We start from the raw sequence: 21,335 nt of genomic DNA on the forward strand, positions 1-21,335 counted from the left end.
GCGGTACAAGCAGCCCGCTGTCGGCACTACCCTTCACCAAGTGAAGCTTCAGCAACTGGTCCTCAAGATCCACAGTCGATGCGACCTCGCCTGTGATCACTGTTATGTGTACGAGCATGCGGACCAGAGCTGGAAAGGGCGACCCACCTTTATTTCCGAGGAAACGCTCGGGATTGTCGCCCGGAGATTCGCGGAGTATGCCGATGAGCAGAAACTCCCGTCCGTTTCCGTGATCCTTCACGGTGGCGAACCACTTCTCGTGGGACCCGTTCGCATGAGAAACATCTGTGCGGAACTCACACGCACTCTCAGCGCGGTCACGGAACTCGATCTCCGCATTCACACGAATGGCGTCCAGCTGAACACCCGGCATCTCGACGTGTTCAGGGAATTCGGCGTCAAGATCAGTGTCTCGCTCGACGGAGACCGCGCCGCGAACGACCGGCACCGGCTCGACCGCCGGCACCGCAGCAGCTACGACCGGGTGCTGCGCGCGCTGGCCCTGTTACGCGGACCCGAGTACCGGCACCTCTACAGCGGCCTGCTGTGCACGGTGGACGTGGCCAACGACCCCGTGGCGGTGCACGACGCGCTGGTCGCGCTGGAGCCGCCGCGCATCGACTACCTGCTGCCCCATTCGACCTGGGACAGCCCACCGCACAGACCCGTCGACTCGCCCACCGCGTACGCGCGGTGGCTGCTGCGGATCTTCGACCGGTGGGACGAACAGGGCCGCACCGTGGCGGTGCGCACCTTCGAGTCGGTCCTCAGCACCCTGCGGGGCGGTCCGAGCCTGACGGAGGCCATGGGGCTCGCGCCCAGCGACCTGGCCGTGGTGGAGACCGACGGCAGCTTCGAGCAGGCCGACTCGCTGAAGACGGCCTATGCCGGAGCACCCGCCACGGGCTACGACGTGTTCCAGCACAGTTTCGGGGAGCTCGCCCGGCACCAGGGCGTACGCGCACGTCAGCTGGGCCTGGCCGGGATCAGCTCCACCTGCAGACGCTGCCCCGTCGTCGAGTCGTGCGGCGGCGGGCTCTACGCCCACCGGTACAGCACCGGCCGCGGCTTCGACAATCCGTCCGTCTTCTGCGCCGACCTGCGCGCGCTCGTCGACGGCATCGCCGAGCGGACCACCGACCGCGCGCTGAGCCCGGCCGTCCACGACAGCGGTGAGCTGTGGTTCGCGCAGGGCGAGTCGATCCGGCACGCGCTGTCCCGCGCGATGGCCCGGCACACCGGGGAAGAGGACTGGGACGAGATGTGGCGGGCCCTGCTGGACCTCGACGGCAGCCCGGAGGGCCCGGCCCACGTCGACGACGTCCTCGCCCACCCCTATCTGTCCACCGCGCTCAAGGAGAGCCTGCACGACCGGCTCGACGGCCCGGCACCGCTCGCCTCGGCGATCGCCGCCGTCGCCGTCCGCGCCGGCGCCGACCTCAAACTCCGCTGGCACCAGAGCACCCGCGCGCTGCATCTGCCCACCCTGGGGACCCTCACCCTCCCCGAACCGGGACGCGTCGAGGTCTCCGTCACCGCCGGCCGGCTGCGGGTGCGCACCCACACCGGCGAGGAGCGCGCGCCCGAGGACGGCCCCTCGGTGTGGCGCCCGGTGCCCGCCACGACCCTGACGGACGGCACCGTCCTGCTCCTCGACGACGCCGATCCGCTGCGCGACTGCTTCCCCGTGCCCGTCGCGCCGCCGCTCGGCCCCGGACCGCTCGACGCGTTCGCCCGGCGGCTGCGCGGGGCGTTCGACCTGATGGACGAGCGCGCGCCCGGCTGGCGCACCGACCCGAACGCGTTGCTGGTCACCACGGTCACCCCGCTGACGGAGGGCTCGGGCGTGCGGCTCGGAGCCCACGGCCTCGGCGCGCTCGGGGTGGCCGTCGACTTCGATCCGGAGGAGTTCGTGCGGGAACTGCCGCGCACCGGGCGGCGGGCACGTCTCACCGCGCTGCGCGGGACGGCCGACCTGAACGTGCCTGGCAACCGTGCCGGCCGGCTGCTCGACGAGGCCAGCCGGGCGCTCGGCAACGCCACGTACTTCGCCGGCGACGCGGCCCTGCGGGCGGCCGCGCTGGAGCGCGCGGAGCGCGCGCTGGAGCAGCTGGGCGAACGCCCGAAGGACGAACTCACCGAGACCGGCGTGGTGCTGGCCGAGCAACTGCGGGCGGAGTGGACGGTCCTGTCGTGACCTCCCCTACCGAACTGGCGCGATTCTTCACGGAGTTGGGTGTGCGTCCCGGCGGTGTCCTCATGGTGCACGCCTCGCTCCGCGGTGCGGGGGTGCGCGCCGCCGACGTACGGGACGGGCTGCTCGACGCGCTCGGTCCCGACGGCACACTCGTCGTGCCCACCTTCACGCCGGAGAACTCGTTCACCTCACGTGCGTACAAGGCGCTCACCGCGGCCATGTCGGAGAGCGAGGAGGCGGCCTTCCGGGCGTCGGTGCCGCCGTTCGACCCGGCGACGACGCCCTGTCCGACGATGGGCGTGCTCGCCGAGTGCGTGCGCACCACACCAGGCTCGGTGCGCAGCGTGCATCCGCACACCTCGTTGGCCGGTCTCGGCCCGCGCGCCGGGGAACTGCTGGACGGGCACGACCCGCACTGCCACCTCGGCGAGGGTTCCCCGATGGCCAAGCTGTACGCGGCCGACGCACATGTCCTGCTGCTACGGGTGGGGTACGAGGTGTGCAGCGCCTTCCATCTCGCCGAGTACCGGCTGCGTCCCTCGCCCGCCCGGCGGTCCTACCACTGCGTGGTGGGCGGTCCGGGCCGCTGGACGGCGTACGAGGACATCGTGCTGGACGACGGGGACTTCGGGGCGATCGGGGCGCGTCTGCCGCGTGATCTTTGGACGGAACGGGAAATGGCGGGGAGAGCGGTGCTGCTCTTCGGGGTGCGGAAGGCCGTCGACCTGGCGGGTGTCCAGATGTCTGGATATCGACATGGTTTGACGTGAAAGAGGCGACCCGTGCGGGCCCTCGGTCGGGAAGATTGTGGGTTCCGGCCAGGTGAACATCCCGTAGGGGCACATCCACAGGCAGGGGGGCGCGTGGACATACCTGAACGGGCATCGGACAACCGGCCGTATTTCTTCCTGAGTTACGCCCACACACCGGCGTGGGGGTCCGGCGGCGGCGATCCGGACCACTGGGTGCACGTCCTGTTCACGGATCTGTGCGACCACATCATGGCGCTCACGGATCTGCCCGCGGGCGCGCCCGCGGGTTTCATGGACCGCGAGATGCGCGCCGGGGACGGCTGGCCGGAGAAACTCAGCGAGAATCTCGCCACGTGCCGGGTGTTCGTGCCGCTCTTCTCGCCGCGGTACTTCACGAGTGAGAGTTGCGGCCGGGAATGGTTCGCCTTCAACGAGCGGATCGTACGGGCGCGGGCCACCGGCGCCGGCGCCATGTCGGCCATCGTCCCCGCCCTGTGGACGCATATCGACTACGCCCAACTCCCTGATTCCGTACGGCATATCCATGTCGACCAGGCACAGTTCGGCGACCGGTACGCGGCCAACGGGATCTACGGCCTGATCAAGCTGAACCGGCTGCACGACGAGTACGAGGAGACCGTGCTCGGGCTCGCCCAGCGGATCGTGCGGCTCGCCCACGAGTCGCCGCTGCCGTCCAGCAGGCCCCGCCCCTACGAGAGCACGCCCAGCGCGTTCAAGCCGCGTGGCGAGGGTCCCCGGCGTATCCATCTGACCGTGGCCGCGCCGACCCGGCACACCATCCCCGAGCACCGGGACACCCGGCCCTACGGCGAGGACGCCCAGGACTGGAACCCGTACCACTCGGAGTCCACCCGTTCGCTGCCCGCGCTCGCCGAGGAACTGATCCGCTCCCTGGACTACCGGATCACGGTGTCGTCCTTCGACGACGAGGACACCGGCGAGAACCTGGTGGCGGACGACTCCGACAAGGCGGCGCCCAGTCACCCCGGCATCCTGCTGGTCGACCGGTGGGCGCTGACCGACGAGGAACGCAAGCGCAGACTCGCGGCCTTCGACGCCAACGCCCGGCCCTGGGTGAGCGCGATCGTTCCCTGGAACCGTGCCGACATCCAGTGCCACGGGGACGAGGGCCGCAAGCTGGCCGCGGACCTCGAACAGACGCTGCCGCTGATCCTGGACCGGGGCCGGCGCGCCGACTGCCGGGCCGCCGTCAACGGCGTCCCCACGCTGAAGGCCTTCACCGACGTACTGCCCGCCGTCGTCGCGCACGCGACCCGGCAGTACCTCAAGCACGCGGAGGCGCATCCGCCCGCGGGCCCGCCGATCCGCAGGCCCCGCCTGCTGGGCCCCATCCAACCGCCACTGGACGAAGGCGGAGCCGACGACGGAGGAGAAGAAGCATGACGGCCGTGCAGGACGGACGCATCATCACCTTCTACTCGTACAAAGGGGGCACCGGCCGCACCATGGCCCTGGCCAACACCGCATGGATCCTCGCCGCCAGCGGAAAACGCGTACTGGCGGTCGACTGGGACCTGGAGGCCCCGGGCCTGCACCGCTTCTTCCATCCGTTCCTGGACCTGAGTGCGCTCGCGGCCACCACCGGCGTCATCGACATCATCAACGAGTACGCCTGGGCCTCCACCACGGGTACCCAGCGCTCCGGGCCCTGGCACCTGGACTACGCGCGCGTCGAACCGCACGCCATCTCCCTGACCCCGGAGCGGCTCGGTCTGCGTTTCCAGGAAGGCGGCTCCCTCGACTTCCTGTCCGCCGGGCGCCAGGACCGCTCGTACTCCGCGACCGTGTCCTCCTTCGAGTGGGACAACTTCTACGAGCGCCTCGGCGGCGGTCAGTTCCTCGACGCGCTGCGCGACGACATGAAGGCCTCGTACGACTACGTCCTGATCGACAGCCGCACCGGGCTGTCCGACAACGCCGACATCTGCACCATGCAGATGCCCGACGTGCTCGTGGACTGCTTCACGCTCAGCGACCAGTCCCTCGACGGCGCGGCGGCCGTGGCCCGCAGCGTCGAGGACGGCTACCGGGACCGCAAGATCCGGGTGCTGCCGGTGCCTATGCGCATCGACGAGGGCGAGAAGGAGAAGGTCGACGCGGGACGCGCGCTCGCCCGGATGAAGTTCGACGGACTGCCCAAGGGCCTCGGCGGCGAGGACCTCGCCTTCGAGGAGATGACCGCGTACTGGGGGAACGTCGAGATCCCGTACCGCCCGTACTACGCGTACGAGGAGACCCTCGCCACCGTCGGCGACGAGAGCGGCATCGCCAACTCGCTGCTGTCCGCGTTCGAGCGGCTCACGGCCGTCATCTCGGACGGCGAGGTCACCTCGCTGCCGCCGGTGCCGGAGCCGGTGCGGCTGCGCTGCCGCGACGCGTTCCTGCGGCGCCGGCCGATGACGTCCGTGGCCGACGTCTCCATCGTGTACGCGGCGGAGAACCGCATGTGGGCGGACTGGACCGAGGCGCTCCTGAAGCGGGCCGGCTGCAACATCGTGCCGCACGACATCTCCACCGGCCCCGTCGAGCAGCCCGACCCGGCGACCCGCACCCTCGTGCTGCTGTCGAACGCCTTCCGCAAGTCCCGCTACGCCGACGCCGTCTGGCGCACCCTCACCGCGACCGACCCGGACACCCCGCACAGCCCGCTGGTCGCGCTGCGGGTCGACGAGGTCCGGCTGCCCGACTCCTACCTCGACCGCAACCCGGTGGACCTGCACCGTCTCGACGAGGCCCAGTGCATCACCTCGCTGCTGAACGTCCTGGAGCTGCCGGGCCGTCCTCTCGACAGCGGACCCTCGGGCCCCCGCTTCCCCGGCAGCACCCCGGGCATCTGGAACGCCCCGCAACGCAACAACACCTTCACCGGCCGCAACGTCATCCTCGACCACGTCCGCGACCAGCTCAGCGGGGGCATATCGGTCGTCCTGCCGCAGCCCCAGGCGCTGTTCGGGCTGGGCGGCGTCGGCAAGACGCAGGTCGCGCTGGAGTACGTGCACCGCTTCATGGCGGACTACGACCTCGTGTGGTGGATCTCCGCAGAGGACCCCGGCAACGTCGTCTCCTCGCTCGCCGAACTCGCCGCCCGCATCGGCGCGCCCGGCGGCGAGGACATCAACGTGGCCAGCCAGGAGGCCGTGCAGATGCTGGGCCGCGGCGCGCCCACCAAACGCTGGATCCTGGTCTTCGACAACGCCGACGATCCCGCGAAGCTCACCCGCTTCTTCCCCACCGGGGGCGGCGGGCACATCCTCGTCACCTCGCGCAACCAGGCCTGGGCGCAGGAGGGCGCCTCCCTGCCCATCGACGTGTTCCTGCGCGAGGAGAGCATCGAGCACCTCACCCGCCGCGCCTCCGGGCTCACCACCGAGGAGGCGGACCAGGTGGCGACCGCGGTGGGCGACCTGCCGCTCGCGGTCGAGCAGGCCGCCGCCTGGCTCGCCGAGACGGCCACGCCCATCGACGACTACCTGCGCCAGCTCGCCGAGCAGACCACCGAGGTCCTCGACCTCAACCAGCCCGCCGACTACCCCAAGACGGTCGCGGCGACCTGGAACATCTCCATAGCGCGGCTGCGGGAGAACTCCCCCGCCTCGGTACGGCTGCTCCAGCTGTGCGCGTTCCTCGCCGCCGAGCCGATCTCCGTCCACCTGCTCTACAGCAAGGAGATGATCGACGCCCTCAGGCCCTACGACCCCGCCCTCCAGGAGAGTCTGCTGCTGGGCCGGGTCATCCGGGAGATCGGCCGGTTCGCGCTCGCCAAGGTCGACCAGGTCAGCAACAGCATCCAGGTCCACCGGCTGGTGCAGGCGGTGATCCGCTCCCAGCTCACCGAGGAGGAGCAGCGCCACGCCCGGCACATCGTGCACACGGTCCTGGCGGGCTGCCGGCCGGACGGCGACGAACCCATCGACGACCCCGAGACCTGGGCGAGGTTCGCGGTCATCTGGCCGCACCTGTCGGCGTCCGACGCCCGCAACTGCACCGAGGCGCCGACCCGCAGGCTGCTCATCGACCGTGTCCGCTACCTCTGGAAGCGCGGCGAGTTCGCGGGTGCCCAGGCGCTCGCCGAGGACCTCCTGGAACACTGGAAGCCGGCCCTCGGCGAGGACGACGTCCAGTACCTCTACCTGCGCTGCCAGCTGGGCAACATCCTGCGCTCGCAGGGACGTTACGTGGAGGCCCGGGAGATCAACACCGAGCTCCTGGAACGCCAGAAGCGCGTGCTCGGCCCCTCGCACCCGCACACGTACGTCACCATGTCCGGCCTGGCCAGCGACCTCGCGGCGCTCGGTGTGTACGGCTCGGCGGTGGAGTTCGCCCGCGAGGCGCACGAGGGCTTCAGCCAGATCTTCCACGAGTCGCACCGGCGCACCCTCAGCGCGGCCAACAATCTCGCGCTGGCGCTGCGCATGGTCGGCCGGTACGGCGAGGCGCGCGCCATCGACCAGGACACCTACGACCGGCGCATCGAGGTCCTCGGCCCCGACCACCCGTACACGCTGGCCTCGGCCGCCCGGCTGGGCCGCGACCTGCGCGAGGTCGGCCGGTACACCGAGTCGGTCTCCCTGCTCTCCCGCGCCTACGACGCCCACAAACGCATCCTCGGCAAGGACTTCCCGGGCACGCTGAGCTGCGCGAAGTCGCTCGCCGTGTCGCTGCGCAGGGCAGGCCAGTTCGAGGACGCGCGCCGGCTGACGACGGCCACCCGCGCGCAGTACCGGGCGCAGTACCCGGCGCCGACGCCGGACTCGCTCGCCTGCGACCTGAACATGGCGGCCGACCTCTTCGCCGCCGACGAGCGGGAGGCGGCGCGCGATGTCGCCCGTGAGGCGCTGACCGAGTACATGAAGGTGCCGGGCGAGGCCCATCCGTACACCCAGGCCGCCCTCAACAACCTGGGGATATTCCACTGGGGCTGCGGCGACGCGGAGGAGGCGGAGACCGTGTTCCGCCAGGTGCTGCGCCGCATGGGCGACGTGCTCGGCGAGAAGCACCCGCACACCCTGTTCACCGGCATCAACTACGCCAACGTCCTCGCCGACCAGGGTCAGCTCGGCGAGGCCCGTGAACTGGAGGAGAAGGCCGTCGTCACCCTGCGTACCGTCCTCGGTCCGCACCACCCGGAGACGCTCGCCGTCGTCACCAACTACGGCCTCACGCTCGCCGAGCTGGGCCGCAAGGACGAGGCCGGGCGGCTGCGCGACGAGGCCCTGTCGGAGCTGCGCGACCGCCTCGGCGACGACAACGGCATGACCCGGGTGGCGGCCGAGGGCCGCCGTATCTACCGGGACCTGGAACCGCTGGCGGTGTGAGCGGCTGCCGTGCCGGACGGGCGTGGGTCCAGCCCGTCCGGCGTCCGGGGCGGGGCCGTTCAGGCCGACGCGGGAGCCTGGGGGCGGCCGTCCCCGGAGGGGGGCAGGGCGGCGGAGACGCTCACGGGCCTGCCCCGCCGGTGCGCCGGCCAGACCGGCACGTCCGCGAGCAGCCAGGTCAGCACCTTCGGCAGGGCCCGCAGCGCGGCGAAGTGCGCCGCGCTCGGCTCCAGCACGGCCGTCGCACGGGGAATCCGCGCCGCCATCCACGAGGAGTGCGACGCCGGTGAGAAGACGTCCTTCACCCCGTGCCACAGGAGCACCGGCACCCTGATGTCCGCCGGGTCGAAGCCCCAGTTCCCGGTCAGCGCGAGCGCGTCGTCGATCCACCCGTACGGCGAAGTGCGCAGCGCCTCACGGTAGTTGCGCAGCAGCATCGAGCGGATGGTGTTGTCGGAGACGATCTGCCGGTCGTCGTCGGTGAGGTCGTGCCGCAGTTCCTCCAGCAGCCGCACGGGATCGCGGCGGATGGCGGCCGACCGTGGGATCAGCCGGGCCACGAAGCGCTCCGGGTCGGTGAACGCGGTCCGGAACTCGTTGACGTTCGACGGCGCCATTCCCTTGAACCAGTCGAGCCCCTCCGCGTTCCGCGGCGCCAGCCCGACCAGTGCGGCGGCCCGGGTGACCCGCGCCGGCATCAGCGCGGCACAGGCCAGCGCGTGCGGGGCGCCGCCGGAGCGCCCGGCCACCGCGAACCGGTCGATCCCCAGGGCGTCGGCGACCTCGGTGACGTCCTGCACGACGTCGACGACCCGGCGCCCCTGCATGCGGTCGGATCCCCCGTACCCGGGTCGGTCGTAGCTGATGAGCCGGGTGCCGCGCTGGTAGAGGAACATGGAACGCGGCCTGGGTCCGACCCTGCTGCCGGGCATCCCGTGCAACAGGAACACCGGGCGCCCCCCTGGATCCCCCGAGACTTCCACGCGCAGCTGCCGTCCGTCCGCCGTCCGCACATGATCGCGCACAGCGCCCCCCTTCCTCGGTCCATGGACCGGGACAAACGCTGCCCCATCCTTGCCCAGCGGGCCGTGCCACGAAACGAATGCGCAGGTCAACATGGCTTCATATCAAGTCACTTGACGCCACTGGGCGGTCTCCGTAGCGTCTCCGTCCATATGTGGACATGACCAGGATTCACATCTGAGGACAACGACGAGACGGGCGGGGTGTCCATGAGCGGGCGACGTGTGGTGGTCTCCGGCGGCGGGACCGGGATCGGTCTGGCGACGGCGGAGGCGTTCGCAGCGGACGGGGACCGTGTGGTGCTCCTCGGCCGCCGCGAGGACGTACTGCGCAAGGCCGCCGACTCACTGGACGAGCGGCACGGGGCGGGCACCGCCTCCTGGTACGCGGCGGACCTCGCCGACCCCCGACAGGTGGAGTCGGTCCGCGAGTTCATCACCGGGAACGACGCCCCGGTCGACGTCGCCCCGTCGACCCGGATCCTGATCAAGATGCCCGCGGGCACCGAGGTGACCAAGACCGACGGCTTCTGCAGCAAGGTGGGCACCGGCACCTAAGAGTGCGGCACCTCGCAGGCCTGGGTGGAGGCCGCGTACGAGGGGACGTACGACTTCGAACTGAAGATCACCAAGGCGGTCGCCGGGGCCAAGGGCTCCGTCGCGCTGGACGGGCCGGCCCGCCCGTTCGACGAGAACAAGAAGAACGACAAGGCCGCCATCACCCTCGCCGTCGCGGGCAGCGGCTCGACCGGTGGTACCGGCGGCTCGACCGGCGGCAGCGGTTCGACCGGCGGTGACGGCTCGTCCTCCGCCGGCGGCTCCGGCTCATCGTCCACCGGCGGATCCGGTTCACCCGTGGCACGGGGGATCGTCCACGAGCGGCACCTCGGGCGATTCCGCCGTCGACGGCGACCTGGCCAGCACCGGCTCCGGTCCCGCCCTGCCCCTCGCGGGTGCCGCCGCCGCGGCCCTCGCCGTCGGCACGGGCACCGTCGTCGTGATGCGGCGCCGCGCGGACCGTCGCTGACGACCGCACCCCGTCATCGGAGCCGGCCGGCGCCCACAGCCCGACCGGCTTCCGCTTGCCCCGGCCCGCGAAGACCGGGCCCGGGCAAGCCGGGCCTTCAGCGACCGGTCCTTCGAAGCACGGGCCGTCGGAGTACCGGTGCCGGAACCCGAGCCGGAGGAGCCCCTCCCGGCACTCGCCGCTCGGCTCCGGCCCCGGCCCTACGGATGGGAAGCCGAGGATGCGAGCTCCACCCACCGAGGCCGGAACCGGGATTCTCAGCGGCCTTCCAGGCCGTGTGGCCTGCCTTCCGTCAACCGACGCGGTTGATGGGCGGGCAGTGCCACCGCGCGTCGATGACCTCGGGGCGCGGGAGGTACATGCGCAGCGCGACGTACCAGATGCCCTGCTGCGGCGTGGGCAGCCAGTTGGACTCCAGCTCGGGCCCCGGCGAGTCGGGCTGCAGGTAGAGGGTCAAACCCCCGTCATCGTCCCTGGCCAGCCCCCGGGTGCGGTCTCCGACGGAGTACCGGTCGATCGGATTGGGGATCAGGTTCCGGTCCTCGTCATAGGCGGTCAGCGACCAGAACGCGTCGACAGGGGGCAGCGACCCCGCGTCGAAGCGCAGCTCGTAGCGGCCGGTGGTCAGCGTCTCGCCGGCGCCGTCGGTGAAGGCCGCCAGGTAGACCGCTTCCTCGGGATCGTTGATGGCGATGCCCACCAGGGACTGCTCCGCTGCCCGCTTGAGGAAGTCGTCCCCGTAGCGCCCGATCTCCGGGGAAGGGTAGCGCCAGCCGTTGATCTGCTCGGCCCACTGGCCGCTGAGCAGTTGCTGTTCGAGCATCGGCACGGCGGTGGCGGCGGCCCGGATCAGGCCCTCCTTCACCGACTCCGGCTGAGCCTCGACGTCCAGCCCTGGGCCGATGCCGATCTCCGCGAACTGCCGCAGCAGGACATCGTGGTGCTTCGGCAGCGGGTTCTCGGCCAGCACCGCGTTGAGCGTCTTCCACGGACCGAGCGGATCCTCGGCGGGGTCGACCGGCACCAGTACGTCGCGGCGTTCCGGGAGCCTGGCGCCCTCCTCGCCGAACAGGTGGAGCGGCGTCAGCCGGTACTGCTGCTGCAGCGCGTGGACGGCCGGGAGGTCTTCCTCGCCCTCGACGAGGGTCCGCCCGACCACCAGGACCCACGGGGTGGGGGCGTTCGCCGTGCGGCGCACGCCCTCCGGGAGGTCCCCGTTCCAGTCCGGACCGATGAGGGCGAAGTCACCGGCTCCTGGTCCGGTCGCCCGCATGCCCACGTAGTCGTAGTTGTCGGAGGTGAAGGCGACCAGTTCGAAGGTGAAGTAGCGGTCGCCCATGTCGGGGTGCGAGAGAATGAGGGGCTCCTCGCGCAGGTCCACCCACGCCCAGGAGTACAACGTGTCGTTGTTGGGGGACACGCCCTCCCGGTCCGAGGCGTCCCAGACCCTGCTCCCGTGCCAGAAGTGGTTGACGGCCGCGTAGGGTGTCGTTTCCCTCTCGGGCTTCTGGGTCACCCAACGGTGACGGAGCCCGGCGTTGTAGATGTAGGGGAAGCCGTAGATGAAGGCCTGCTCCCCCAGCGTGTACGCGTACTCGCGGCGCCAGTCGTCCACCCGGCCGGTCAGCGCCGGTTTCACCGAGTGCCATGCCCCGGGCAGGGCCCGCGTCATCTTCCTGGCGCGGTCGATGGTGTCCCCCGGGTGACGTACAGCGGTGACGGTGGCCTTTCCGGTGGCGGCCGCCGCCTCGCCGATGCCGGCTGCCGCCACGGCGAGATCGTGGCGCAGACGTCGCCCGGGACGGTTGCTGTTGACTGAGGATGCCATCACCGCGTTCCTCTCCTGAGGTTGAACACTTCGGGTTGCAGCCACCACGCGGACTCAGCGCGGGAACCGGGGAAACCGGCGACCGTCGACGACGCGTCCCGCCTCCTCCCGGTGCGCCACGCGGCGGCGTTCTGCGCGGGTGTCCAGGACGGGCATGCCGGGCGGTGGCTCGCCGTCAGGTCCCCGTCCGGCCGGATCACGCGGACTCCCCGTTGCGGCCCCGGCTCGTCGGGTGCTCCTGCGGGTCGCCCCGCACGCCGGTGCCGGGCAGCAGTCCCGGCCCCTGGCCGCGTACCCAGTCGGTCTCCGGCAGGGCCAGAAACGGCGTCGGCCCGTCAGCCGACGCGGCTGACCAATGGGCACTGCCAGCGCGTGTCGACGACTTCGGGGTGTGGGAGGTACATGCGCGGCGCGACGGACCAGATGCCCTCCTGCGGTGTGGGCAGCCGGTTGGCGGCCATCGCCGCGCTCCTCTCATGTGACTCGGCGGCGCGCGATACGGCCCCCTCCGGGCCGGGCCGCCGGCGAGCACCTCTGGCACTCCGTTGAGGACGGCGACTCCCACCCGCCGTACCGCATCGGATACGCGGCAGGCCGTTACATGCGAGTCGGGCCTAATTCGAGTAGATCACCGCAGCCACAGCCCGGCAACAGCACGTCGGTGCGGCAGGATCCTTCCGGCGGCTTCGGGGCCGTTGTCGTCGGCGTCGGCGGACCGGGCAGCGCGAGCAGGGGCCCGCGGACGGTCCGGGCCTTCTCGGCCCCCCGGTCGAACTCCTGGGACCGCGCCGTGAGTTCCGCGATGCGTCCCCGGTTCGCTTCGGCCTGCGCGGCGATCTCACCCTCCCGCTCCTCCGGGTGCGCCGGTAGGCCCGCCGCCCCTCGTGGACCGCGCCGGTCTGGAGCGGAGGCGGCGGTCAGCACCCGTACCACCGGTCGCTCACGGCCCAGTGCTCGACCCGTCGAAGCGGGCCGGCGCCCCTGGCCACGTGGGACTGATCCTCCTGGTCCGAACAGGTGTCGAGCCGCGTGCGCCAGTCCGGGGAAGGCGGACTGAAAGTGGCGGCCCGGTTACGGTCGGTCGACGAGCGGTCGGCGCCGGCCGACGTACGGGAGGTACTGCTGTGTCGACTGCGGAGCCGCGATCCGTCGTCGCGATACTCCCGATCATCTCGGGACTGGCCCTCGCCTTCACGATCACGGCCATCGACCCGCTGGTCCTCAGCCTGAACATGCCTCAGGTCAGCAGGGCGCTCCACGTGCCGCCCGAAGTCGTCGGGTTCCTGGGTGGCGCGGCGACGCTGGTCGTGGCCGCCGCCGTGCTCGCCGTGGGCAGTCTCGGGGACGCCTTCGGGCTCAAGCGGCTGCTGATGCTGGGGCTGGTCGGCGACATCGTCGTCAACCTGCTCTCCGCGATCCCCCCCGGCTACACGTTCTTGCTGGTGACGCGCCTCCTCGACGGTCTGGCTCTGGCCGCGGTCCTGGGCGTGTCGATGGCCCTGCTCAAGGCGTCGGTGCCGCCGGAGAGACGGCCGGCGGCCATCGGCATCTTCATGGCCATCGACATGGTGCTGTGCGGGGTGACCCCCGCGATCGGGGGCTGGGTGGCGGAGGCCGTCGGCTGGCGGTGGCTGTTCCTGCTCGCCCCCCTGCTGTCGCTGATCGCGCTCGGGCTGACGGCCCGGTACGTCACCGAGCCCCCCGTCCTGAAGCGCCTCGGAGTCGACGTCGTCGGCGTCAGCCTGGTCGGCGTCGCCCTGCTGACCCTCGTCCACGGCGTCGCCGGGGCGGAGAACGGGATCTCCCGGCTCCAGGCCTGGCTGCCGCTGGTGATCAGTGCGGTCGCCGGCGCGCTGTTCGTGCTCCGTGAACGCCGGACACCGAAACCGGTCCTGGACCTCTCGCTGTTCCGCAGCGGTCCGTTCGCCGTGGCCGCGATGGCCAGCCTGACGCTCAACTTCCTCATCGCGGGGTTCAGTTTCACCCTCGGGCAGTTCGGCAGTGTGATCCTCTCGCTGCCCCCGCGCACGATCGGCCTGCTGTTCCTGCCCGGCACACTGGCGATCGCAGTCGCCGTCATCCTCGCCGGGCACCTGATCGGGAAGTACGGCCCCCGGCCGGTCCTTGTCACCGGCCTGCTGGTGATGGTCGCCGGCGGGCTGCTGATGGCGGCCACCGCCACGCCCACGATGGCTCTGTGGATCGTCGTACTGGCCACCTGGCTCACCAACCTCGGCTCGCTGGTGACGTCCTCCGCGGTGGCCGAGACCATCCTTTCGCACGCCCCGCCCGGAAAGTCCGGAGCGGTGGCCTCTGTCCAGCCCGCGTTCGGAATGACCGGCTACGCGCTCGGCCCCGCCGTCTACCTCCTGCTCCTCAACCTCTTCTTCCAGCGGCAGTGGCTCAACGACGCCGAAGCGCGCGGTATGTCGGTGTCCGAGGCCGAGGAGGCCGTGGACGCGACGCGAAGCGCGATGGCGCACAGTCCGGGCACCGCCGGATACGACCCGAACCTGCTTCGGCAGTCCGGATTGGACCTCGGGCTGGACTTCACCAACGGCCTGCGGCTCACCATGCTGGTCGTGAGCCTCCTGCCGCTCGCCCTGGCAGTGACGGCCCACCTGCTCATGCCCCGCCGGCCCCGGACCGCACCGTAGGAGCCGTCCGGATCACCGCCCGTCAGACCTCGGACGCGGCGCGGCACGCTGCCACGGCCGCCGGGCGACGCGCCCCGCCCCGCCCGGCCCGCCGAGAGGTCGGCACACCGATCGTCTCCGCCTCCGTCTGATCCCGGCAGCCCCGACCGGACGTCGAGCTGGCCGGGGCTGCTCCATGACCACCGTGCGGGTGATCGTCGGCCTTTCTGGCCGGCAGCGGACCGGCTGGCGTTCTCCAGAAGCACTGAAGCCCCCTCCGCCGGGAGGGGGCTGACGGGCTATCGCAGGTAGAAACGTTCCTGCGCTACAAGCCTTGGGTGGGGCGGGTGGGACTCGAACCCACGGCCGACGGATTATGAGTCCGCTGCTCTAACCGGCTGAGCTACCGCCCCGTACGGCGTGTCGCGCACATTTGTGCGCGCCGTCTGCCGCAGCATAGCCGCTCATACGATCTCCTGCTTCGGATGGTCGGCATCGCATGACCATGAGGACTTCGGCGTGCTCCGCGCGGTTCCCCCAAACATGAAAAAGGACCCCTGAGGGGTCCTCTTCCGTTGCTCTCCCGACTGGACTCGAACCAGTAACCTGCCGGTTAACAGCCGGCTGCTCTGCCAATTGAGCTACAGGAGATCGAGCTCCCCCGACTGGACTCGAACCAGTAACCTGCCGGTTAACAGCCGGCTGCTCTGCCAATTGAGCTACGGAGGATTGCCTCGTTGCATCGAACGTACCTACCTGGGTATTCGCCAGGGGGCGTGCGCTCGCTGCGACACATACATTAGCGCAAGCAGGGGGGTGCTCCGCCAATCGGTTCCCTCCACACCGATGCCGACGCAAGGGAAGGGTGGCCGTCATGCGCTACCGGCTCACATTCGTCGCCGGACTGGCCCTGGGTTACGTGCTGGGCACACGCGCCGGGCGCGAGCGCTACGAGCAGCTGAAGAAGTCCGCACGCCAGGTCGCGCAGAACCCGGCGGTGCGCAACACCGCGGAGACCGCCGCCCAGCAGGGCCGCGTGGTCGCGGGCAAGGCGTTCCACGCCGTGAGCGAGAAGGTCGGCGACCACGTCCCGGACTCGGTCGCCGAGCGTGTGCGCTCCCTGCGCGAGCGGAACACCGACGGCGTGGTCGAGGACGACTGGGGCACCAGCAACACCTAGGGGGCGCCGACCTCCCGTCATACGGCAGAATTTCCGCCATGGGGATAGTCGCCGGGTTGGACAGTTCGCCCGATTTCACTCGCATCGTCGTCTGCGACACGGACACGGGTGCCGTGCTCAGGCAGGGGTATGCGCCGCATCCGGTCGAGACCACCGAGAGCGGCGGCCGTCCTTCGGACGTGGATCCGCAGGCCTGGCTGCTGTCCCTGGGCGAGGCGGCCGGCGGCGGCCTGCTCGAAGGCGTGCAGGCCATCGGTGTCTCCGCGCAGCAGAACGCCCTGGTCCCGCTGGACGTGCAGGGCAACACCGTGCGCCCCGCACTGGTCGGCGGCGACAAGCGCGCCCAGGTCGCGGCGGCCGACCTGATCGACGCGCTCGGCGGACGCGAGGCGTGGGCCCAGGCCGTGGGCTCCGTGCCGCAGGCCGCGCAGCCGGTCACCAAGCTGCGCTGGCTCAGCAGGACCGAGCCGGAGGCGGCGCGGCGCACCGCCCTCCTGATGCAGGCGCACGACTGGCTGGTGTGGCAGCTGCTGGGCCGCCCCGCGCGGCGCACCACCGACCGGAGCGGGGCCTCCGGGACCGGCTACTGGTCCGCGGCCACCGGCGCCTACCGGCCCGACCTCGTCGAACTGGCACTCGGACACCAGGCGTCCCTGCCCGACGTGCTGGGTCCCGCCCAGGCGGCCGGCACCACACCGGAGGGGCTGCTGATCTCTGCGGGGACCGGCGAGACGATGGCGGCGGCCTTCGGGCTCGGCATCGGGCTCGGGGACGCGGTGGTGTCGCTGGGCGCCTCCGGGTCCGTGATGGCCGTGCACCCCGAGGCGCTGGTGGACTCCAGCGGCATGATCACCTCCCTCGCGGACGCGACGGGGATGCATCTGCCGGTCGTCACCACCCTCAATGCCGTACGGGCCCTGCGGGGCGCCGCCGAGCTGCTCGGCGTGCCCGACCTGGAGGGCCTGTCCGATCTGGCGATGAAGTCGACACCCGGCGCCCACGGCCTCGTCCTGCTGCCCTATCTGGAGGGCGAGCGGACACCGAACCTGCCGCACACGGCGGGCACCCTCGCCGGGCTGCGGCGGGAGTCCATGCGGCCCGAGCACCTGGCGCGGGCCTCCTTCGAGGGCATGCTGTGCGGGCTCGCGGACGCGCTGGACGTGTTGCGCGGGCGCGGCGTCGACGTACGCCGGATCTTCCTGCTGGGGCCGGCCGCCGAACTGCCCGCCGTCCAGGCGGTGGCGCCCGCGCTGTTCGGCGCGCAGGTCGTCGTGCCGCAGCCCGCGGACTACGCGGCGCTCGGCGCGGCCCGGCAGGCGGCCTGGGCCCTCGGCGTCTCACAGGGGGCGCTCGACCCGCGGACGCCGCCGGTGTGGCAGGGTCCGGTCGCCCAGGTGCTGGAGCCGGGCGAGGAGCTCGCCGTGGGCCAGGCCGTACGCCAGCAGTACGTGTCCGTACGGGAACAGACGCATCCTGGGGCGTTCCGCGGCCCGGGCGCGCCGTAGTGACGCGTCGGCCTCCGTCGAAGGACCGGGGCCGGGCCCGTCGCAGGACGGCGGCCGGGTTAATTCGGTTGAGGTAACGCGGGTGGAGTGTCCGACGATAGGGGGTGGTGCACCACCCGATCGCGTGCCGATCACCCAGCCGTCGACGACCCCGAGAGACCCCGCGTGCTCATACGACTCCTGCGTACCCACCTCAGTCCGTACAAGAAGCCCATCACCCTTCTGGTGCTGCTGCAGTTCCTGCAGACGTGCGCCACGCTCTATCTGCCCACGCTGAACGCGCACATCATCGACAACGGTGTCGTGAAGGGAGACACGGGCTACATCGTGTCCTTCGGGGCGCTGATGATCGGCATCTCCCTGGCGCAGGTCGTCTGCAACATCGGAGCGGTCTACTACGGCGCCCGTACGGCGTCGGCGGTCGGCCGGGACATCCGGGCCGCCGTCTTCGACCGCGTCCAGTCCTTCTCGGCCCGTGAGGTCGGCCACTTCGGGGCGCCCTCGCTGATCACCCGCACCACCAATGACGTCCAGCAGGTGCAGATGCTGACGCTGATGACGTTCACCCTCCTGGTGTCGGCGCCGATCATGTGTGTGGGCGGCATCATCCTGGCGCTCGGCCTGGACGTGCCCCTGTCCGCGGTCCTCGTCGCCGTCGTGCCGGTCCTCGGCATCTGCGTGACCCTCATCGTGCGCAGGCTGCGCCCGCTGTTCCGCACCATGCAGACGCGGCTGGACACGGTGAACCGCGTGCTGCGCGAGCAGATCACCGGCAACCGGGTGATCCGCGCCTTCGTGCGCGACGACTACGAGAAGGACCGCTTCCGCGGCGCCAACACCGAGCTGACGCAGACGTCGCTGGCCACCGGCCGGATGCTCGCGCTGATGTTCCCCATCGTCATGACGGTGGTGAACCTGTCGTCCATCGCGGTCGTCTGGTTCGGCGCCCACCGCATCGACAGCGGCGGCATGCAGATCGGCGACCTGACCGCGTTCCTCGCCTACCTCATGCAGATCGTGATGTCGGTGATGATGGCCACCTTCATGTTCATGATGGTGCCGCGCGCGGAGGTCTGCGCCGAGCGCATCGAGGAGGTGCTCGGCACCGACAGCAGCGTGGTCCCGCCGGCCGCGCCCGTCGTCGAGCTGCGCCGCCACGGCCATCTGGAGGTCAGGCAGGCCGGGTTCCGCTATCCGGGCGCCGAGGAGCCGGTCCTCAAGGCCATCGACCTGGTGGCCCGGCCCGGTGAGGTGACCGCCGTGATCGGCTCCACGGGCAGCGGCAAGTCCACACTGCTGGGCCTGGTGCCCCGGCTGTTCGACGCCACCGAGGGCGAGGTGCTCGTCGACGGCGTGGACGTCTCGACCATCGACCCCAAGGTACTGGCCAGGACGGTCGGTCTCGTCCCGCAGAAGCCGTACCTGTTCGCGGGCACCGTCGCCAGCAACCTCCGGTACGGCAATCCCGACGCCACCGACGAGGAGCTGTGGCAGGCGCTGGAGGTGGCGCAGGCCAAGGGCTTCGTCCATACGCTGGAGAACGGTCTGGACTCGCCGATCGCACAGGGCGGCACCAACGTGTCCGGCGGTCAGCGCCAGCGCCTCGCCATCGCCCGCACCCTCGTGCAGCGCCCGGAGATCTACCTCTTCGACGACTCCTTCTCCGCTCTCGACTACGCGACCGACGCGGCGCTGCGGGCGGCGCTCGCCGAGGAGACCGCCGAGGCGACCGTGGTGATCGTGGCCCAGCGGGTGTCGACCATCCGGGACGCCGACCGGATCGTGGTCCTCGACGAGGGCCGGATCGTCGGAAGCGGACGGCATCACGAACTGATGGCGGACAACGAGACCTACCGGGAGATCGTGCTCTCCCAGCTCACGGAAGCGGAGGCTGCCTGATGGCCGGGCCCATGGGACGCATGATGGCCGGGGGCGGCCCCGACCAGCGCTCGATGGACTTCAAGGGGTCGGGCAAGCGGCTCCTGTCCCAGTTCAAACCGGAACGCGTCACGATGTGCGTGATGCTGGTCGCCGTCGTCCTGAGCGTCGGCTTCTCGGTGGTCGGCCCGAAGATCCTCGGCAGGGCCACCGACCTCGTCTTCGCGGGCATCATCGGACGGCAGATGCCGGCCGGAGCCTCCAAGTCCGAGGTCCTCGCCGGGATGCGGGAACGCGGCGAGGGCGGCATCGCCGACATGCTCTCGGGGACGGACTTCACCCCCGGCGTGGGCATCGACTTCGACGCCGTCGGCCGTGTGCTCCTGCTCGCGCTCTGCACGTTCCTGCTGGCCGGTCTGCTGATGGCGGTGGCGACGCGGATGGTGAACCGCGCCGTCAACAGGACCGTCTACCGGATGCGCGAGGACATGCAGGCGAAGCTCTCGCGGTTGCCGCTGTCCTACTTCGACAAGCGGCAGCGCGGTGAGGTACTCAGCCGCGCGACGAACGACATCGACAACATCCAGCAGACCCTCCAGCAGTCGATGGGCCAGCTGGTCAACTCGCTGCTGACGATCGTCGGCGTGCTGGCGGTGATGTTCTGGATCTCACCGTTGCTGGCGCTGGTCGCGCTGGTGACCGTGCCGCTCTCCTTCTACGTCGCCACACGTGTCGGCAAGCGGTCGCAGCCGCACTTCGTGCAGCAGTGGCGCACCACCGGCAAGCTCAACGCCCACATCGAGGAGATGTACACCGGGCACACCCTGGTGAAGGTGTTCGGGAGGCAGGACGAGTCGGCGGCCCAGTTCGCCGAGCAGAACGAGCAGTTGTACGAGGCCGGGTTCAAGGCGCAGTTCAACAGCGGGGTCATGCAGCCGCTGATGATGTTCGTGTCGAACCTGAACTACGTGCTGGTGGCCGTGGTCGGCGGACTGCGGGTCGCCTCCGGCACGCTGTCGATCGGCGATGTGCAGGCCTTCATCCAGTACTCCCGCCAGTTCTCGATGCCGCTGACACAGGTCGCCTCGATGGCGAACCTGGTGCAGTCGGGCGTCGCGTCCGCGGAACGCATCTTCGAACTGCTGGACGCGGACGAGCAGGAGGCCGACCCGGTTCCGGCGGTGCGGCCGGACGAGCTGCGCGGACGCGTGGCGCTGGAGCACGTGTCCTTCCGCTACGACCCCGAGAAGCCGCTCATCGAGGACCTGTCGCTGAAGGTCGAGCCGGGGCACACCGTCGCGATCGTCGGCCCGACCGGCGCGGGCAAGACGACGCTGGTGAACCTGCTGATGCGCTTCTACGACGTCACCGGCGGACGCATCACCCTCGACGGGGTCGACATCGCCTCGATGTCCCGGAACGACCTGCGGGCCGCCATCGGCATGGTGCTCCAGGACACCTGGCTTTTCGGGGGCACGATCGCCGAGAACATCTCGTACGGGGCCGCCCGGGACGTCACGCGCGGGGAGATCGAGGAGGCGGCGCGCGCGGCGCACGCCGACCGGTTCATCCGTACGCTGCCCGACGGCTACGACACCGTGATCGACGACGAGGGCACCGGCGTCAGTGCGGGCGAGAAGCAGCTGATCACGATCGCCCGGGCGTTCCTGTCGGACCCGGTGATCCTGGTCCTCGACGAGGCCACGAGCTCCGTCGACACCCGTACCGAGGTGCTGATCCAGAAGGCGATGGCGAAGCTCGCGCACGGGAGGACGTCGTTCGTGATCGCGCACCGGCTCTCCACCATCCGGGACGCGGACACGATCCTCGTCATGGAGAACGGGTCCATCGTCGAACAGGGCGCGCACGCGGAGCTGCTCGCCTCCGGCGGGGCGTACGCGCGGCTGTACCAGGCGCAGTTCGCCCAGGCCGTGGCCGAGGTGGACTAGCGTC

13 protein-coding genes, 3 tRNA genes and 1 pseudogene are annotated in these 21,335 nt (G+C 70.8%); 10 read left to right on the top strand and 7 right to left on the bottom strand.

Annotation, left to right across the window (positions count from 1 at the left end):
• Window positions 1–40: 40 nt before the first annotated feature.
• From fxsBH to fxsT, 4 genes are all read left to right on the top strand, one after another.
• The gene (gene fxsBH / locus H305_RS0114215; protein WP_028800986.1) at window positions 41–2,197 is read left to right on the top strand and encodes a radical SAM/SPASM protein FxsBH, inactivated beta-hydroxylase extension form; all 2,157 of its coding nucleotides are present in this window, start codon (window positions 41–43) and stop codon (window positions 2,195–2,197) included.
• Window positions 2,198–2,259: 62 nt separating this feature from the next.
• Complete coding sequence (locus tag H305_RS0114220; RefSeq protein WP_078629042.1) at window positions 2,260–2,967, top strand: AAC(3) family N-acetyltransferase; 708 nt, start codon at window positions 2,260–2,262, stop codon at window positions 2,965–2,967.
• 93 nt (window positions 2,968–3,060) lie between these two features.
• Window positions 3,061–4,374, top strand: coding sequence for a TIR-like protein FxsC (locus tag H305_RS45785; protein WP_063611325.1), 1,314 nt, complete (start codon window positions 3,061–3,063; stop codon window positions 4,372–4,374).
• Complete coding sequence (fxsT, locus tag H305_RS0114230; protein WP_028800988.1) at window positions 4,371–8,306, top strand: FxSxx-COOH system tetratricopeptide repeat protein; 3,936 nt, start codon at window positions 4,371–4,373, stop codon at window positions 8,304–8,306. The genes H305_RS45785 and fxsT overlap by 4 nt, the downstream gene beginning before the upstream one ends.
• A 59-nt stretch (window positions 8,307–8,365) precedes the next feature.
• Here the strand turns inward: fxsT and H305_RS45790 are convergent, their stop codons facing one another.
• The gene (locus H305_RS45790; RefSeq protein WP_234020781.1) at window positions 8,366–9,331 is read right to left on the bottom strand and encodes an alpha/beta fold hydrolase; all 966 of its coding nucleotides are present in this window, start codon (window positions 9,329–9,331) and stop codon (window positions 8,366–8,368) included.
• Window positions 9,332–9,538: 207 nt separating this feature from the next.
• Between H305_RS45790 and H305_RS54750 the strand changes: the two are divergent.
• Window positions 9,539–9,793: pseudogene (locus H305_RS54750) on the top strand (SDR family NAD(P)-dependent oxidoreductase); the annotation flags it as partial.
• A gap of 89 nt (window positions 9,794–9,882) precedes the next feature.
• Here H305_RS54750 and H305_RS45795 read toward each other — a convergent pair.
• From H305_RS45795 to H305_RS55755, 3 genes are all read right to left on the bottom strand, one after another.
• Entirely contained in the window at window positions 9,883–10,164 is a 282-nt protein-coding gene (locus tag H305_RS45795) for a hypothetical protein (protein ID WP_037763793.1), read from the bottom strand.
• A gap of 483 nt (window positions 10,165–10,647) precedes the next feature.
• Complete coding sequence (locus tag H305_RS45800; protein ID WP_051370570.1) at window positions 10,648–12,183, bottom strand: DUF1254 domain-containing protein; 1,536 nt, start codon at window positions 12,181–12,183, stop codon at window positions 10,648–10,650.
• Between the two features lie 335 nt (window positions 12,184–12,518).
• Window positions 12,519–12,644, bottom strand: a complete 126-nt coding sequence (locus tag H305_RS55755; RefSeq protein WP_267880793.1) for a hypothetical protein — start codon at window positions 12,642–12,644, stop codon at window positions 12,519–12,521.
• Window positions 12,645–13,307: 663 nt separating this feature from the next.
• On the opposite strand from H305_RS55755, the gene H305_RS0114260 reads away from it, so the two are divergent.
• Entirely contained in the window at window positions 13,308–14,840 is a 1,533-nt protein-coding gene (locus H305_RS0114260) for an MFS transporter (RefSeq protein ID WP_051370571.1), read from the top strand.
• 318 nt (window positions 14,841–15,158) lie between these two features.
• On the opposite strand, the gene H305_RS0114265 is transcribed toward H305_RS0114260, so the two are convergent.
• The 3 genes from H305_RS0114265 to H305_RS0114275 all read right to left on the bottom strand — a co-directional run bounded on the left by H305_RS0114265 (window position 15,159) and on the right by H305_RS0114275 (window position 15,548).
• Window positions 15,159–15,232 (bottom strand) — tRNA-Ile (locus tag H305_RS0114265).
• 165 nt (window positions 15,233–15,397) lie between these two features.
• Window positions 15,398–15,470: transfer RNA gene (locus tag H305_RS0114270), tRNA-Asn, on the bottom strand.
• A 5-nt stretch (window positions 15,471–15,475) separates the two neighbouring features.
• A tRNA-Asn gene (locus H305_RS0114275) sits at window positions 15,476–15,548 on the bottom strand.
• 145 nt (window positions 15,549–15,693) lie between these two features.
• On the opposite strand from H305_RS0114275, the gene H305_RS0114280 reads away from it, so the two are divergent.
• From H305_RS0114280 to H305_RS0114295, 4 genes are all read left to right on the top strand, one after another.
• Window positions 15,694–15,999: a hypothetical protein gene (locus H305_RS0114280; protein ID WP_028800991.1), complete on the top strand. Its 306-nt coding sequence runs from the start codon at window positions 15,694–15,696 to the stop codon at window positions 15,997–15,999.
• A 38-nt stretch (window positions 16,000–16,037) separates the two neighbouring features.
• The gene (locus H305_RS0114285; RefSeq protein ID WP_028800992.1) at window positions 16,038–17,504 is read left to right on the top strand and encodes an FGGY family carbohydrate kinase; all 1,467 of its coding nucleotides are present in this window, start codon (window positions 16,038–16,040) and stop codon (window positions 17,502–17,504) included.
• A gap of 165 nt (window positions 17,505–17,669) precedes the next feature.
• Window positions 17,670–19,403: an ABC transporter ATP-binding protein gene (locus tag H305_RS0114290; RefSeq protein WP_028800993.1), complete on the top strand. Its 1,734-nt coding sequence runs from the start codon at window positions 17,670–17,672 to the stop codon at window positions 19,401–19,403.
• Window positions 19,403–21,331: an ABC transporter ATP-binding protein gene (locus H305_RS0114295; protein WP_028800994.1), complete on the top strand. Its 1,929-nt coding sequence runs from the start codon at window positions 19,403–19,405 to the stop codon at window positions 21,329–21,331. Before H305_RS0114290 ends, H305_RS0114295 begins: the two co-directional genes overlap by 1 nt.
• The last annotated feature ends 4 nt before the right edge of the window (window positions 21,332–21,335 follow it).

The organism is Streptomyces sp. 142MFCol3.1 (assembly GCF_000424945.1).
GTDB lineage: Bacteria > Actinomycetota > Actinomycetes > Streptomycetales > Streptomycetaceae > Streptomyces > Streptomyces siamensis.